The 15,678-nt window shown below is 74.6% G+C and carries 13 protein-coding genes; 8 read left to right on the top strand and 5 right to left on the bottom strand.

The window, feature by feature from the left end; translation table 11 throughout:
• Positions 1-356: 356 nt before the first annotated feature.
• On the top strand, positions 357-527 hold the full coding sequence (locus tag BJP40_RS34020; protein WP_177204316.1) for a hypothetical protein: 171 nt from the start codon (positions 357-359) through the stop codon (positions 525-527).
• Between the two features lie 136 nt (positions 528-663).
• Positions 664-2,394 carry a cytochrome c oxidase subunit I gene (gene ctaD, locus BJP40_RS06200; protein ID WP_071279283.1) on the top strand — a complete coding sequence of 577 codons (1,731 nt, stop codon included), beginning with the start codon at positions 664-666 and terminating at the stop codon, positions 2,392-2,394.
• A gap of 759 nt (positions 2,395-3,153) precedes the next feature.
• Here the strand turns inward: ctaD and BJP40_RS06195 are convergent.
• Together BJP40_RS06195 and BJP40_RS06190 are read right to left on the bottom strand one after the other, a co-directional pair.
• Positions 3,154-3,684, bottom strand: a complete 531-nt coding sequence (locus BJP40_RS06195) for a hypothetical protein (RefSeq protein ID WP_071279281.1) — start codon at positions 3,682-3,684, stop codon at positions 3,154-3,156.
• Between the two features lie 30 nt (positions 3,685-3,714).
• A complete protein-coding gene (locus tag BJP40_RS06190; protein WP_071279279.1) occupies positions 3,715-5,331 on the bottom strand; it encodes an MFS transporter in 1,617 nt (538 codons plus the stop codon).
• 903 nt (positions 5,332-6,234) lie between these two features.
• Between BJP40_RS06190 and BJP40_RS06185 the strand changes: the two genes are divergently transcribed.
• Positions 6,235-7,191 carry a GNAT family N-acetyltransferase gene (locus BJP40_RS06185; RefSeq protein WP_071279278.1) on the top strand — a complete coding sequence of 319 codons (957 nt, stop codon included), beginning with the start codon at positions 6,235-6,237 and terminating at the stop codon, positions 7,189-7,191.
• Between the two features lie 136 nt (positions 7,192-7,327).
• On the opposite strand, the gene BJP40_RS06180 is transcribed toward BJP40_RS06185, so the two are convergent.
• The gene (locus BJP40_RS06180; RefSeq protein WP_071279287.1) at positions 7,328-9,097 is read right to left on the bottom strand and encodes an ABC transporter ATP-binding protein; all 1,770 of its coding nucleotides are present in this window, start codon (positions 9,095-9,097) and stop codon (positions 7,328-7,330) included.
• 397 nt (positions 9,098-9,494) lie between these two features.
• Entirely contained in the window at positions 9,495-10,370 is an 876-nt protein-coding gene (locus BJP40_RS06175) for a glycosyltransferase (protein ID WP_071279277.1), read from the bottom strand.
• Between the two features lie 279 nt (positions 10,371-10,649).
• Between BJP40_RS06175 and BJP40_RS06170 the strand changes: the two genes are divergently transcribed.
• From BJP40_RS06170 to BJP40_RS06160, 3 genes are all read left to right on the top strand, one after another.
• Positions 10,650-11,657, top strand: a complete 1,008-nt coding sequence (locus tag BJP40_RS06170; protein WP_071279275.1) for an iron-containing redox enzyme family protein — start codon at positions 10,650-10,652, stop codon at positions 11,655-11,657.
• A 354-nt stretch (positions 11,658-12,011) separates the two neighbouring features.
• Entirely contained in the window at positions 12,012-12,665 is a 654-nt protein-coding gene (locus tag BJP40_RS06165) for a HemK2/MTQ2 family protein methyltransferase (protein ID WP_071279274.1), read from the top strand.
• Positions 12,646-12,903: a CDGSH iron-sulfur domain-containing protein gene (locus tag BJP40_RS06160; RefSeq protein ID WP_071269427.1), complete on the top strand. Its 258-nt coding sequence runs from the start codon at positions 12,646-12,648 to the stop codon at positions 12,901-12,903. Before BJP40_RS06165 ends, BJP40_RS06160 begins: the two co-directional genes overlap by 20 nt.
• A 129-nt stretch (positions 12,904-13,032) precedes the next feature.
• Here the strand turns inward: BJP40_RS06160 and BJP40_RS06155 are convergent, their stop codons facing one another.
• A complete protein-coding gene (locus tag BJP40_RS06155; protein ID WP_071279272.1) occupies positions 13,033-13,986 on the bottom strand; it encodes a MerR family transcriptional regulator in 954 nt (317 codons plus the stop codon).
• A 179-nt stretch (positions 13,987-14,165) separates the two neighbouring features.
• Between BJP40_RS06155 and BJP40_RS06150 the strand changes: the two genes are divergently transcribed.
• On the top strand, positions 14,166-14,630 hold the full coding sequence (locus tag BJP40_RS06150; protein WP_071279285.1) for a low molecular weight protein-tyrosine-phosphatase: 465 nt from the start codon (positions 14,166-14,168) through the stop codon (positions 14,628-14,630).
• The gene (locus BJP40_RS06145; protein ID WP_079170961.1) at positions 14,627-15,544 is read left to right on the top strand and encodes a fructosamine kinase family protein; all 918 of its coding nucleotides are present in this window, start codon (positions 14,627-14,629) and stop codon (positions 15,542-15,544) included. Before BJP40_RS06150 ends, BJP40_RS06145 begins: the two co-directional genes overlap by 4 nt.
• Positions 15,545-15,678: the final 134 nt, after the last annotated feature.

The raw sequence follows: 15,678 nt of genomic DNA, 5'->3' as shown, positions 1-15,678 counted from the left end.
CACAACACCCCAGGCCACCAACGACCCGGCACACCAACAAACCCCCCTCCGAGCGTTATCGGCGCCTACTTCGTCGACCAGCGGTCCCGGCCCTCCTCACCGGACGGCGGGAGCGGCCTCGCGCCGGGACCTCCTGGCGCCGGCGGCGGGTCGCGCTGATCCGACGACGGCGATGCCCGGTCGGTCCCGCCGAAGGCGTGCGCGGTCACGGGGCGCGTGCCGGGGGCCGGTTGCCGGGCGGCGCGGGACCCGACGAACATGGCGGGGCCGACCTGTCCGTTCGTTCCGGTGACCCGGGCGTACTGCGTACCCAGGACGTACGCCTGCCGGCCTGAGCCGGCCTGGCCGGGCCCGCCGTGGCGAGACCGGTCCGCGCGCTCGGCGGCCCGATGGCCGGGGGCGTCGCCCTGCGCGTCGCCGACTGGCTCGCCGCGTCCGCCGCCCCGGGCCTCGGCCGCGGTGCCCTGGCCGGCCCGCCCGCGACGGTGATCCGCCGCGCGGTGGAGGTGCCACAGCCCGCCCCGTAGGGACGTAATCCGATGAGATGTCTTGTGCCGTGGTACGCCTGTCGGGCTGTGCGCCCACGAGTGGTTCCGTAGCGTCGTCTCTCGCCTGCAGCGACCCACCGTGCGGTTTCTCTCCTCGGCCCACCAGGACTTCGCCATGGTCACCTCCCCCGAACCTCCCACACTCGTCCCCGTCGCTCGCCGCGGCGCGGGACGCGTCGCCGTCGACTGGCTCACCACGACCGACCACAAGAAGATCGGGCACCTGTACCTGGTCACCTCCTTCGGGTTCTTCCTCATCGGAGGCGCGCTGGCGCTGGCGCTCCGCGCGGAACTGGCCCGCCCCGGCATGCAGGTGATGTCCATGGAGCAGTACAACCAGGCGTTCACCCTGCACGGCACGGTCATGCTGCTGCTCTTCGCGACACCCACGTTCGCGGGGTTCGCCAACGCGATCATGCCGTTGCAGATCGGCGCCCCCGATGTGGCGTTCCCCCGGCTGAACATGTTGTCGTACTGGCTGTTCCTGTTCGGCGGCCTCATCGTGGTCGGGGCGCTCCTCACGCCGCAGGGCGCCGCGGACTTCGGCTGGACGGCCTACACGCCGCTGAGCGGACCCCGGCACTCCCCGTTCACGGGCGCCGACCTGTGGATCATGGGGCTGGCCCTGTCGGGCTTCGGCACCATCCTCGGTGCCGTCAACTTCATGGCGACGATCATCTGCATGCGGGCTCCGGGGATGACCATGTTCCGGATGCCCATCTTCACGTGGAACGTACTGCTGACCTCCATCCTGGTGCTCGTGGCCTTCCCCGTCCTGGCGGCCGCGCTGCTGGTGCTGGAGTCCGACCGGCATTTCGGCTCGCGGGTGTTCAGCCCGGAGAACGGTGGTGCACTGCTGTGGCAGCACCTGTTCTGGTTCTTCGGGCACCCGGAGGTCTACATCCTGGCGCTGCCGTTCTTCGGTGTGATCAGCGAGGTCATCCCGGTCTTCGCCCGCAAGCCGATCTTCGGTTACGCCGGACTGGTGGGCGCCACGATCGCCATCACGGGCTTGTCGATCACCGTGTGGGCGCACCACATGTTCACCACCGGCGCTGTGCTGCTGCCGTTCTTCGCCTTCATGAGCTTCCTCATCGCGGTCCCGACCGGTGTGAAGTTCTTCAACTGGATCGGCACCATGTGGCACGGCTCGCTGAGCTTCGAGACCCCGATGCTGTGGGCGGTGGGCTTCCTCGTGACGTTCCTCTTCGGCGGGCTGACCGGCATCATCCTGGCCTCGCCGCCGTTGGACTTCCACGTCCACGACACGTATTTCGTCGTCGCGCACTTCCACTACGTGCTGTTCGGCACGATCGTCTTCGCGATGTTCGCCGGGTTCTTCTTCTGGTGGCCGAAGATGACCGGCACGCTGCTCGACGAACGCCTCGGCAAGATCCAGTTCTGGACGCTCTTCACGGGCTTCCACACCACCTTCCTCGTGCAGCACTGGCTCGGAGCCGAGGGAATGCCGCGCCGCTACGCCGACTACCTGGCGGCCGACGGTTTCACGGTGCTCAACACGATCTCGTCCATCGGTGCTTTCCTGCTGGGCCTGTCGACCCTGCCGTTCCTGTTCAACGTGTGGAAGACCGCCACGCTCGGCAGGCGCGTGGGCGTCGACGACCCGTGGGGGCACGGGCGGTCGCTCGAATGGGCCACCTCCTGCCCGCCGCCGCGCCACAACTTCCTCGCCGTTCCGAGGATCCGCTCCGAGTCGCCCGCGTTCGACTTCCACCACTTCGAGATCCGGGCCGAGGACACCGCCACGAACCGGGGACGGCGGGACATCGTCGAGCCCGGCCACGACACCGGCATCGCGCCGCCCTCCGGCGGGGGGACCCGGTGAGCCGGCAGACCTGGTGCGGCACGCAGACCGCGCGGGTCACGCCCGGCTTCGAGGGTCGCCTGGCGGCGGCTCCGTGTGGCGACGAGGGGGCAGGATGTGCAGGCGTGCACGGGCCCGACTCCCTTGCCCCACCACGGGACGGCAGCGGCACACCGGGCGGCGCCACATCGCCCGGCGCAGGGCGCCCGCACGCAGGACCTGCTCCAGGTGGCGGGCCGCTGGAGCGAGGTCGAAGCCGCGCAGAGGCAGCGCGCTACGACGGCCGGGCGGCCTGCCCTGCGCCGCGCTGTGGGCGTCTTCCGCGGTGTGCCGGCGCTCCCGGCCTGCCGCGGCGCCTGGTTGACGACGGCCCGGCAGCACTGTGGGGCGACTCGGGCAGGGTGACGGTCCCGCCGGTGTCCTCCGCCGCCCTTCCCTGCGCCTTCCGGGCCGTGTCACTGCGCGCTGCCCCCAGCCGGGCTGCCGCCGGGCCGGCTACGGGGCCTCACCCACCCCTGCACTCCGCGCATGTCGTCGAACACGCACACCCCGGTGATCTTGCGCGGGCGCCTGTGCTCCGTCGCCCGGCTCGAAGGGGACGTCCTGGTCCTGGAGTCGGCGTGCGGCGGCCGTGTTCCAGCATGGCCTGGTGGGTGCGGCGGGCCTGCTCGGCCAGGTCCACGCCGGCGTGCCGGCGTGCCGTGTTCCATGAAACCGCCACCTGGGTCGCGGGCTGCGGGACGCCATCCCGATGGCGACGTTTCCTGCAGGGTCCGCGGTTCAGTGCTTCAGGACGAGCTTGAAGGAGACGATGAGGAGGCCGAGCAGCAGGTTGACCAGTGCGGTCGCGGCCGTGAGCCGCGGCGACGCACCCGCGCGGCGGGCCGCGGCCACGGACCAACCCACCTGACCGGCCACGGCGACGGAGAGCGCCAGCCAGAGGGCTCCTCGTACGTCCAACCCGAACAGGGGGCTGACCGCCACGGCAGCGGCCGGCGGGACGGCGGCCTTGAGGATCGGCCACTCGTCCCGGCACACGTGCAGCACGACCGCGCGGTCCAGCACATGCTGCGCGAGGTGCGCCCCGAACAACTGGGCGTGCACGTGCGCGACCCAGAACACCGCCCCGGTGAGCAACAGCAGCAGCACGAGCTCGGCGCGGGGAAACGAGCCGAGGGTACCCGCACCGGTCACCACGGAGGCCGCGAGCAGGGATCCGTACACGCCGCCCGTGTAGTCGGCGTGGGCCCTGCGCTCAGCACGCCGTGCCACGCGGGACGCGGCGGCGCCAGTGGGTTCGCTCCTGGGCACATCGGCCTCCTACGGGACGCGGGCCGGGGATCAGGCCGCTCCGTCCGGGGCGTCGGCATCGGGCCGTGCCGGGCTGCGCCGGCCGGCCGCCGGCAGGGCGGACGTGACCAGAAGGCCGGCGAGGGAGACGCCGCCGGTGGCGAGGATCGCCGCTTTCAGGCCGTCCAGCTGCGCCGCCGCGTAGGCGTCCGTGACGGCCTCGATCTCGGACGGCGGCAGCCCGGCGCGCTCGGCCGCCACCCGTACCTGATCGGTGGGCACGAAGGTGATGCCGGCTTCGAGGGAGACGCCGACCTGCTCGCGGGCGGCTTCGGAAAGGCGGGGGTCGTCCGCCACCTGCGTCGTGAAGGCGTGGGCCAGCGCCCCGATGAGGATCGACCCGATGAGTGCGGTGCCGAGGGCGGAGCCGAGGTTCTGCGCGGTGAACTGCAGTCCCCCGGCCTCGCTGCGCTCCCCCTCGCCGACGCTCGACTGGACGACGTTGCCCAGCTGCGAGGCGAGCAGGCCGACGCCCACGCCGAGCAGCGCCATCGCTCCGGCGAACTGCACGTCGTCGATGGCCGGGTCGATGGTGGCCAGCAGCCAGACGACGGCTGCCGCCAAGGTCACGAGGGCCAGCCGGACCACGCGGCGCGGCCCCATGACGCGGCCCAGGGACGACGCGGTCAGGGAGGTCACGAACATCGTCACCGACACGGGCAGCATCCTCAGGCCCGTCTGGAAGGCGTCGAACCCCTGGACCACCTGCAGGTACAGCGGAATGGTGAAGAACAGACCCAGCAGGATGAGGTTCTGGTTCAGCAGGGTCAGCAGGCCGGACCGCAGGACGGGCCGTGCCAGCAGGGACAGGTGGACCAGGGGGTCGGCGCCCCGGGCGTCCCGCCGCCGTTCCCAGGACCGGAAGGCGGCCAGCGCGCCCACCCCCGCCGCGATGACGAACAGCGTCGGAGCGAAGCCGAGGACGGTGAACGGCGGGTTGCGGGGCTCCACCCACCCCCACGAGCTGCTCTGCAGCACTCCCAGCACGCACAGCCCGAGCCCCGCCGCGGACAGGGCCGCGCCGGCACCGTCCAGCCGGGGGCGCGGGCCGGTCTCCGCCGGTGCCGCGATCACACGGCGGCACAGCAGCACCGCCACGACCACGACGACCTCGCCGGCGAAGACGAGCCGCCAGGTGAGGTACGTCGTGACCCAGCCTCCCAGCAGCGGCCCGACCGCGATGCCGGCGCCCGCGAGCCCGCCGATGACCGCGTACGCGACAGCCCGGTCGCGCCCCCGGTAGGCCTCTGCGACGAGGGCGGCCATGGCCGGCAGGACCAGGGCCGCGCCGAGCCCCTCGATGACCGACCAGCCCAGCGTGAGGACCCACAGCGTCGGCGCGACAGCTGTCAGGGCCGAGCCGACTCCGTAGACGCCCAGCCCCAGGAGGAACGTGCGGCGGCGTCCCAGGATGTCCCCGAGCCTGCCGCCGACGAGCATGAACGCGGCCATGACCAGCGCATACAGGGTGATCACGGCCTGAATGGCGGTGACCTCCGTATCGAAGTCCTCGACCAGCCGGCTGATGGACACGTTCATGACGGAGGTGTCCAGCACCATGAGGAACTGAGCCGTACCGAGGACGATCAGTGCCCACCAGCGCTTCATGCCGTCCACCTCACCGAGTCGGCCTGGCACGACGAGGCGCCGGCCCGTCCACTGCCGGCCCGCACCCCGCCGCTCCCTTCCATCGCATCCCAGGCCCGCCTCCTCCGCCTCACCCGCCACGGGGGAAACGTGGCGGTGCGCGCGCCGTCAGGGGAAGGCGTCGTGGCCTTCACCGTGCCCAGCGGTGACGGGCCCAGCGGGCGGCCGGACGCGCCCGGACGGTGCGGGAGGCCCCCGCCCACGCGGTCGGGTGACCGCGCTCCCGGTGCAGGCACCGCAGGAGCAGACGATCGTCGACCGGGTGGTCCTCCCCTGACCGGCGGGGACGGAGGAGAACGGGTGCGGCGCCGGCCGCGCGGCCGGGGGCCTGAAGGGGGGCTCGACGTGCCCACGCGGGCACGGACGGGCGCTCCGGCAGTCCCCGCTCGGGGTGCTCAGCGCTGCTGCCGGTCCGGCGCATGCGGCGCGGCCGCGCCCTGTCGGGGGAACGCAGGGCGCGGCCGGGTGCGCTCCCCTCCGCCCGGTGGCGGAGCGGTACGCCCGTCCAGCATGGCACTAGTTCCGGCCACACGACAGGGGCTTGACCGGATTCCATCGCCGAGGCGTGGCTCGTCGAGGAGTGGACGGGGCGGACGATCCGTTTCCGGGGACGGAGTGGTGGACGCGGGTGCCTTCCGGACGATGTGACGGGCCCGGCGGCCTACTGAGTCGTGCAGGCCGGCCCCTCGACCCTGCCGGCCGTACGGACGTGAGTGCGTCGGCGTCAGCCGGGGTGCGCACCTGCTCGTGCGGCAGGAGTCGCTGCGCGGCGGTGATGCGGTCCTGTTGGCGGGCCACGTGCGGGCCGAGGGCAGGACGGCTAAATCGTTTGCGGGGCCGGCGCGGTGGATCGAAAGTGGCCGGATGACATCCGAACTGCCCTTCGCGGTCCGGCCGGCCACCGTCGGCGATGCACCGTCTGTCTGCGACCTGCTCAACGAGATCGACACCATCGAGATCGGGCGGCCCGACACGGATCTGCACACGGTGGAGACCGAGCTCACGCATCCCGAAGTGGATCTCGCGGAGGACTCCTGGCTGGCCTTCCAGGACGGCCGGCTGGTCGCCTACGCCCTGGTCTGGGACGAGTCCGGTGGTGAGCGGATCGACGCGGACCACTACGCGCTGCCCGACTGCGGCGCCGCCGGCGAGCGGCTCCTGGCGCTCGCCGAGGCCCGTGCGCTCGTCATGGCGCGCGGCAACGGCGCCTCCCGGGCGGTGCTGCACCTGCACCTCAACACCAGTCCCACCACCGACCCGCAGATGCTGGAGCGCCGCGGTTGGCGGCGGGTGCGCCGCTATCAGGTGATGACCCGTCCGTTGTCCCCGCAGGACCGGAGCGTTCCGGAACCGCCCGTGGGCCTGAGCCTGCGGGACTGCGTCGACGAGGCGGACCGGCGGCGGGCCCACGCGTTGCTGCAGGAGGCGTTCAGCGAGCACTTCGACCACCAGCCGCGGACCTACGACCAGTGGCTGGAGGACCTCGGGGCGGCGCACATCGACTGGTCCCTCGTGTGGATCGCCGCCTTGGACGGCGAGGACGCCGCCGTGCTCCTGTCGAGGAACGACCGGCAGAGCACGGGCTGGATCCGCAACGTCGGCGTGCTGAAGGCGCATCGGGGCCGGGGCGTCGCCGGGTACCTGCTGCGGCACGCCTTCGCCGCCTACGCCGCCAGGGGCCGCGACACCATCGGCCTCGGGGTGGACACGCTCAACGAGACGGGCGCCCTGCGGCTCTACGAGGCGCACGGCATGCGGACGGACTACGCGGTGGACACCTGGGAGGTGGTCCTTCCGCAGCCGGCTGTGGCCTCGCGGTGAGCCGCGGGGCCCGCGCCGTTCCGGGCGGGGCCGTGCCGTGCCGTGCCCCGACGGGAGACGTCCCGTCGGGGCACGGGTCCGTACCCGGGCCGAGCAGGGCCCGTACGCCCGCCGAGGCGGTGGGGGCGCGCCAGGTTCAGGTGACGGCCTCAGGCCGGGCGTCGGCTCCCGGGACCAGGAACTGCGTCGTGGCGAGCTCCTCGTAGAGGGCGTCCGACGCCGTGAGCTCCGCGTGGGTGCCCACGGCCCGTACGCGGCCGGCCTCCATGACGACGATGCGGTCCGCGAGGGTCACCGTCGACAGCCGGTGGGCGACCACCAGCACCGTCGTGTGGCGTGCCGCGTCCGCAACCGTGTCCCGAAGGGCCAGTTCGTTGACGGCGTCGAGCTGCGAGGTGGCCTCGTCGAGGAGCAGCAGGCGCGGCTTGCGCAGCAGGGCGCGGGCGATGGCGACGCGTTGCCGCTCGCCGCCCGAGAGCTTGGTGCCCCGGTGCCCGACCCGGGTGTCGAGGCCGTCGGGCAGGCGCTCGACGAGGCCCTCCAGGCGGGCCTGCCGCAGCACGTCCGCCACCTCGCGGTCCGTGGCGTGCGGTGCGGCGAACAGGAGGTTCTCGCGGAGGGTGCCGGAGAGCACCGGAGCGTCCTGCTCGACGTAGCCGATCGACGCGCGCAGCCGGTCCAGGGACCAGTCGCGCACGTCGACGCCGTCGACGAGGACGCGGCCGCCCGTCGTCTCGTAGAACCGCTCGATCAGCCCGAACACGGTCGTCTTGCCCGCGCCGGACGGGCCGACGAAGGCGGTCATGCCGCCGCCCGGGACGGCGAAGTCGACACCGTGGTGGATGTAGGGCAGGTCGTCGTCGTACCGGAAGGTGACGCTTTCGAAGGTGACGGAGGCGGGGCCCTCCGGGTCGGGCGGCGTTCCGGTGCGGTCGGGCGACGGGCCGGTGTCCTCGGTGCCCATGCGTTCCGCTTCGACGATGCGCGCCACTGCCGCGGCGCCGACCTGGTACTGCGTGGCAGCCTCCACCAGCTGTGCGACGGGCTCGATCAGGTAGAACAGGAGCAGCAGGAAGGCGACGAGCGTGGCCACGGAGATGGCGCCCGACGCGACGCGTGCGCCGCCGATGCCGAGCACCGCCAGGAACGACACCTGGACGGCGAGTCCCACCGACGTCCCGGCCACGGACTGCCACTTCGCGGAGGTCACGCCCTGCCGCCACGCCTCCTGCGCGGCCTCCTCCAGGGCTGCGGTCTCACGGGCCTCCGCGCCCGACGCCTTGACCGTGCGGATCGCGCCGAAGGCGCGTTCCAGGAGCGCGGACATCGTGGCGACCGCTTCCTGGGCCCGCCCCGTCGCCCTGGCGATCCGCGGCATCACCAGCGCCGTCGCCGTGGCGATCAGCACGATCACCCCCAGGGTGACGCCCAGCAGCACCGGGTCCTGGAAGCCCATCAGTACGACGGCGCCCGCGAAGGTGAGGGCCCCCGTGGTGCCCGAGACGACCGACTGGGTGGTCACGGCCCTGAGCAGCGTGGTGTCCGAGGTGATCCGTGACATCAGGTCGCCCGGCTGGGTCCGGTCCATGTCGGGCACCCGCAGCCGCAGCATCCGCCCCACGAGGCTGCGGCGGGCGGCCAGGACGACGGACTCCGCCGTGCGCTCCAGCACGTAGCCGCCGGCCGCGGACACCGCCGTGCCGAGTACGACGAGGGCGGTGAGCAGCAGCAGGACGTCGGTCACCGGCTCGTCGCCGCCCAGCCGGTGCACCAGTTCCTTCGCCGCCAGGGGCTGGGCCAGGCCGCTGAGCGAGCCGATAAGGGTGAGCAGCGCGCCGAACGCGACGGTGCGCCGGTGGGGCCGGAAGCGGGCGTAGAGGGCCCGCCAGGTGTCGCGGGCGGTCAGTGCCCCGGGCTCTGTGGCCGTCCCGGTTCCGGCGCTCGGTCCGGTGCCCGCCGGATCGTGTGTCTGGTCTCTCCTGTTCACACCGGTCAGGACGCGGAAGGGGCCGGTTTCCCTGACCGGTCGGTGCGCGGTCGTCGGAACGTGGTCGTGTGCCGGGGGTCCGGTGGCGTTCCGGGCGGGTGGCCAGGCGGGCCGGGTGAGGGTACGGGGTCGGCTGGGGCGGCGGTCGGTCAGCTGCCGGGAAGGCGCGGGTGCGGCGCGGGCGGGCCGGTGCGGGTGCGTTCGTGCCGATCCGGCGGCTCGTGCAGGTGGGTGCGCGGGGCGTTGGTAAGCCACTGGTGGGCGGCGCCCACGGCCGGGTGAGCGGCGCAGGGCCCGGTTTCGGAGACCCGCCCCCCTACGGCGCGGGTCGGCCCGGTGCCCGGGCGAGGCGGTCGCGTTCGCGGTCCTGCCAGGACGGCAGGCTCATCAGCGGAGGCAGTTCCCGGGTGCGGGCGGCTCGGCGGACGACCTCGCCGGGCCGTTCCCCCGGTGTGATGACGACGTCCCCCCAGTGGCGGGGGAACGCGCGGCCCTGTGCGCGGAACTCGTTGCGCAGGGCGACGTAGAGGAGCTCGAACGCCTGGAGGGAGATGTGGGCCCAGTCTCCCTTGACGTGCTCCTTGTAACGCAGGTCTACCTGGCCGATGGACGCGGCCCCGTGGCGGCGGGTGATCTGGTCGAGGATGCCGAACTCCGTGCCCCATCCGGCGGGGAAGACCAGGGAGGCCAGGACGGGTCGCCAGGTGGCGTGCTCACCGCTGAGGGGCTGGCGCAGGCCGGCGAGCTCCGGGTGCAGCAGGGACAGCACGGGGCGGGCCATGGCCTCGGTGGTGCGCCCGCCCTCGTAGCGGTCGTAGAACGCGCGGACGTGGCGCACGCCGGGATCGTGCAGGAGGGGCGCGATCAGGTCGGCGGCCTTGGTGGAGTCGAACGTCAGGTGGTCGCCGTCGATGAAGACGACGATGTCGCCGTTGCTCTCCCAGATGCCCTTCCACATCACGGAGCCCTTGCCGGAGTCCGGGATGTCGACGGCCGGACCGGCCCGCGAGAAGGCGACCACGCGTGCGCCGGCCCGGACGGCCCGCGCCGCGGTGCCGTCGGCGGAGTCGTGGTCGACGACCAGGACCTCGTCGACCGCTCCCGCCGCCACGAGGTCGTCGACGATCGGCCTCACCACGCCTTCGATGGTGGAGGCGCAGTTGCGGGCCGGAACGACGACGGACACCCGCACGGGGGGCCCCCGCTCGGCGCGGTGCGGCCCCGCTTCGCTTCGGCGAGCTGCCGGGGACTCCCGACACCGGACGCGGGAAACGTTCTGATCATCACTCATCCTGGTCGTGGCGGTCCGTGGGTGCCTGCGCCCTGTCTACGGCCGCCGGCACCGCCGCGCGACCGGGCGGGCGGCCGTCCGGCGGCCTCCGTTCCCGTGCGGGCGCCGAGGCGGCCGGTGGCCTTCCCATGAGCCGAAAGGGGGTGGTGTACGGCTCGGGCCGGGCGGTACCCGGCGGCCATGACCCACGACACGCACGGGCCCGAGCTGCCGACCGGCCGCGGGCCGGTCTCCGGAGCCGTACGGGCGTACCTGGCGGGCGGGGGCGGTCTGCCCGCGGAGGCGGACGTCCGGGCTGCGGACCCGTACGGCGACGACCTCCAGCTCGCCCTGTACGTGTGCTACGAGCTGCACTACCGCGGGTTCGCCGGCGTCGACGCGGAGCGTGAGTGGGATCCGGGGCTCCTCGCCGTGCGGTCCCTGCTGGAGGGGTGCTTCCTGGACGCCCTGCGCGCCGACACACCGGTGCACGGGACGGTGGACGACGCGGTCCGGGACATCCTGGCGGAGCCGGCGGAAGGCAGCGGCGTTTCGCGCTTCCTGCGGGACGAGGGGCGCCTGTGGCACCTGCGGGAGTACGCGGTCCACCGGTCCCTGTACCACCTCAAGGAGGCCGATCCGCACGCGTGGGTGCTGCCGCGGCTGTGGGGCCGGGCGAAGGCGGGGATGGCCGCCGTGGAGTTCGACGAGTACGGCGGGGGCCGCGCCGAACGCGTCCACGCGCGGCTCTTCGCCGACCTCATGGAGGACCTGGGGGTGGACGCCCGCTACGGCCGCTGGCTGGACGCGGGCTGCGCCGAGATGCTGGCCGTGGTCAACCTCATGTCGCTCCTCGGCCTGCACCGGGCGCTGCGCGGCGCGTTGGTGGGCCACTTCGCGGCCGTCGAAGTGACCTCCTCCCCGGCGTCCCGGCGGATGGCGGACGCGATGCGGCGGGCCGGAGCGGGGCCGGCGGCGTGCTTCTTCTACGACGAGCACGTCGAGGCGGACGCGGTGCACGAGCAGGTGGTGCGCCGGGAGGTGATCGGCGGTCTGCTGGCGGAGGAACCGCACCTCGCCGGTGACGTGGCCTTCGGGATCGGCGTGACCGGTCACCTGGAGGACCGGCTGGCGGATCACCTGCTGGGGTGCTGGAAGGACGGACGTTCGTCGCTGTACGGGGCCGAGGGCGGGCCCGCACGCGGCTGAGGGCCCGACCCGGCCGCCCGGGTGGGTGCCCGCTCCGCGACGGCGGGCGGCAGCCGCCGGTTGCGGTGGCCGCCGGCGGGGGCGTCGGGGCTCGTGCGGGCGGGGAGACGGCTGAGGGGGACCGGCCGCGGGCTGGGGCCGGTGGGCCACCCGGCGGGTGCGTGGAGGGGCCGGGAGGCGGCTGCCCCCTCCGCCGGAGACGCGGTGCGCCGTGTCCCGCCGGGGGCGCCTCGCCGGGAGGCACGACCGGAGCGGGCGGATCCAGGGCACCGGGTGACCGGGGACGGTGCCGCTGCGCAGGCGGTGGGCGCGCGGCCCTGTTGGGTTCCGGCGATCGGGGGTACTCGGCCGCCCGTGAAGCTACTGGTACCACCGGGGGTCTACGCCCCGCAGGAGGACACGGCCCTGCTGGCGGGCGTGCTGGACGCCGTGCCCTTCCTGGCCGGGGCGCGGGTGCTCGACATCGGGACCGGCTCCGGCGCGCTGGCCCTCGACGCGGCGCGCCGCGGCGCCACGGTGACGGCCGTGGACGTGTCGCGGCGTGCCGTGCACACGACGCGGCTCAACGCGTGGCGGGCCGGGCTCCGGGTCCGCACGGTCCGCGGGGACCTGTGCGCACCCGTCGCCGGGGAGTCGTTCGACGTGATCGTGTCCAACCCCCCGTACGTGCCCGCGCCGGATGGCGTGTGGGGGCGGCGCGGTGCGGCGCGTGCCTGGGACGCCGGCCACGACGGCCGGATGCTTCTGGACCGCATCTGCCGCGACGCCCCCGGGCTGCTCCGCCCCGGCGGCACCCTGCTGCTGGTGCATTCGGCGCTGAGCGGGGCCCGCCGCACCCTGGAGCACCTGGGTGCGGCGGGTCTGGACGCCGCGGTGGTGGAGCACCGGAGGGTGCCCTTCGGTCCCGTGCTGCGTGCGCGGCGCGACTGGCTGCGCACGCAGGGCCTGCTGGGGCGCGCCCAGGACGAGGAGGAGCTGGTGGTCATCCGTGCCGAACGACCGCGCTGACGCGCCCTGCCGCATCACCGTGCAGCGCCGCGGCCCCCTGCTGGTGGAGGGACCGGTGGAGGTGGAGCTGGAGGACGGCTCCGTGGTCTCCTCGGACCGGTTCCGGGTCGCGCTCTGCACCTGTCGGCGCAGTGCGCGCTTCCCCTGGTGCGACACGAGCCACCGCCGGCCGGCTCCGGCCGACGGTGACCGGCGGCCCCAGCGCCCGCGCGGACCGTCCCAGGGGGCGGGCTCCTGATCCGGGCGCGTGCGCGCCGGGTGGCGGCCGGGGCGGCGGGCCGGCCGGTGAGGTCCGCGGGGGCGCCGGAGCAGCTCGGCCCGCTGCCGTCGCGGGGCTCGCCGTGGCGAGGACCGGCGTCCGGGCCGGTCAGGTCCGGGCGAGGGGGACCGCGACGTCGCAGATCTGCTCGTCGGGGGCGGCCTGCCCCCAGTGGCCGAAGTACACCTCACGGGCGGGACCGGACTCCCGCCGCCCGTTCGCCGCGAGCCACTGGTACACCGCGTCGTAGGCGGACAGGATCTGCGGGTACCCGGCCTGCGCTCTGGTGAGCGTCGTGTACGCCTCCCGGTGGGCCGGCTCCATGCGGGCGGCGGGCGCGTCGGCGGCGCGGCCCGGGGCGACGGGAACGCAGACCTCCACGGGGCCGTCGCTGTCCTCGCTGACCTCGCCGTGGTAGACGACGAACGGGGCGGCGACGACGCCGCCGCAGGCCCGGGCCGCCTCCTCCAGGCGGGCCGTGGCCTGCGGGATCCACACCGGCAGGTCCTCCGGCTGTGCGTGGCACAGTTCGGTGAGGACCGTCTGCTCGGGCACCGCGCGCTGCCTGATCTCGAACGGCCCGTACGGCGGGTGCGTCGCGTCGACGTGGGCCGGCCCGCGCGTCTCGTGGCTGTCGTGCCGGTCCCGTCCCCCTTCGCCGCGGGCCGTTTCACCCTCCAGTCCACGGGCCATGCCCTGGACGGCCCGTCCGCCTCCGTCGCGGGCCAGTTCCCTGCACAGGTGTGCGGCGAGCGCGCGCTGGGCGGCGACGCGCTGCTCGACGTCCCGCCAGTAGCGCGCGACCGCGTCGGACGCCTCCGGGCCAGGTGCCGCCAGGATCTCGGCGATCGCGGCGAGGGGCATGTCGAGCCTGCGCAGCCGGGCGATCAGCCGGGCGGTGCCCAGCCGGCCCTCCCGGTAGGAGCGGTAGCCGGTGGCCGGGTCGACCCGGTCCGGTGGCAGCAGCCCCTGGCGGTCGTACAGCCGCAGGGCCTTCGGGGAGAGCCGCGCCCGGCGCGCGAAGGCGCCGATGCTGAGCAGGGTGTCGTCGTCGTTCTGCACGTCCGCAAGGGTGTCCTCTGCCCCTGGGGCAAGGTCAACCGGCCTCGTGGCCGCGGGCACGGCAGGGTCGTCGGGGCGGGTGGGGCACCGGTCCCCGGGTCGCCGGAGGAGCGACCCCGCCGGCTGTGGCCCCCTCCCCGCCCGGCGGCACGGCGGGACCCCAGCCGTACGCTGGGCCCGTGCACATCTGCTTCGTCTGTACCGGGAACATCTGCCGCTCTCCGTCCGCCGCGCTCGTGTTCGCCGACCGGCTGCGCCGCGCCGGTCTGGACGGTGCCGTGCGGGTGACGAGTGCCGGGACCGGCCCGTGGCACGTGGGCGAGCCCATCGACGCGCGGGCCGGAGAGGCGCTGGTGCGGCGCGGCTACCCGGTGGAGCACGTCGCGGCGCAGGTCGGCGACGACCATCTGGGGGCCGATCTGCTGCTGGCGATGGACCGCGGGCACGAGAAGGCCCTGCGGCGGCTGGTCGGCGATCCGTCACGGGTGCGGCTGCTGCGGTCCTTCGCGCCCGGCGCGGACGGGGACCCGGACGTGCCCGATCCGTACTACGGCGGCCCCGAGGGCTTCGACGAGGTGCTGTCGATGATCGAGGACGCGACGCCCGGTCTGCTCGCCTGGGTGCGGGAGCGCCTTCCCCGATGACCGGGTCGCCGCCCGCGGGCGCGCCCGGCGCCGGTGGGCGTTCCGGAGGTCCGGGGCCCGCCTGCTCCCCCCGTGAGGTGGCGGGCCGGTTCACCGGGGGCGCGGCGGCCGGCGAGCGGCCCTTGTCCGGCGCGGTCACCGAGGTGGCGCTGGCGGACGGGCGGTCGGTGGTGGTGAAGCGGGGCGACGGCCCCGGCGCGGCGCGGGCGGAAGCGGCGGGACTGCGCTGGCTGGCCGCGGCCGGGGTGGTGCGGGTCCCGGACGTCCACGGGCACGACGAGGACTGGCTCGTGACGGAACGCGCGCCGGTCGGGCGCCCGGGCGCGGCCGCCGCGGAACGGTTCGGCCGCGAGCTCGCGGCCCTGCACGCGGCGGGAGCCCCCGCGTTCGGCGCCGCGCCGCCGGGCGGCCCCCTCGAGGCGTACATCGGGCGCGCCCCGATGCGCAACGTGCCGGGCGACGACTGGCCGGGCTGGTACGCGGAGCACCGCGTGGCGCCGTACCTGCGCAGTGCGGTGGACGGCGGTGTGCTGAGGCCGTCCGAGGCGTCCGTGGTGGAGCGGGTCTGCGAGTGGCTGCCCGAGCTCGCCGGTCCTGCGGAGCCGCCCGCGCGGTTGCACGGCGACCTGTGGAGCGGGAACGTGCTGTGGGCCGGCGGCGGGCGGGTGTGGCTGATCGACCCGGCGGCGCACGGCGGCCACCGGGAGACGGACCTGGCGATGCTCCGGCTGTTCGGCTGCCCCCACCTGGAGGCAGTGCTGGCCGGCTACGACGGGACGGCGCCGCTCGCGGACGGCTGGGCGGACCGCGTCGGGCTGCACCAGCTGTTTCCGCTGCTGGTGCACGCGGTGCTGTTCGGCCGCGGCTACGCGGAGCAGGTGGTCACTGCCGCCCGAGGGGCCCTCGCCCGCTGACCGCCGCGGCGGCCCGCCTCGCCACTCCGCGGGCCCCGTCCCGGCCCGAGGTGCGGCGGTCTGGTCCGGCCGGCCCCGGCAGCGCGGTCGTCGGGCGCGGCTGCGGTCACCCCCCGGGTGCGGCGGGAGCGCGG

The organism is Streptomyces sp. CC53, from assembly GCF_001865245.1.
GTDB lineage: Bacteria > Actinomycetota > Actinomycetes > Streptomycetales > Streptomycetaceae > Streptomyces.
This window is presented reverse-complemented; position numbering and strand designations above follow the sequence as displayed.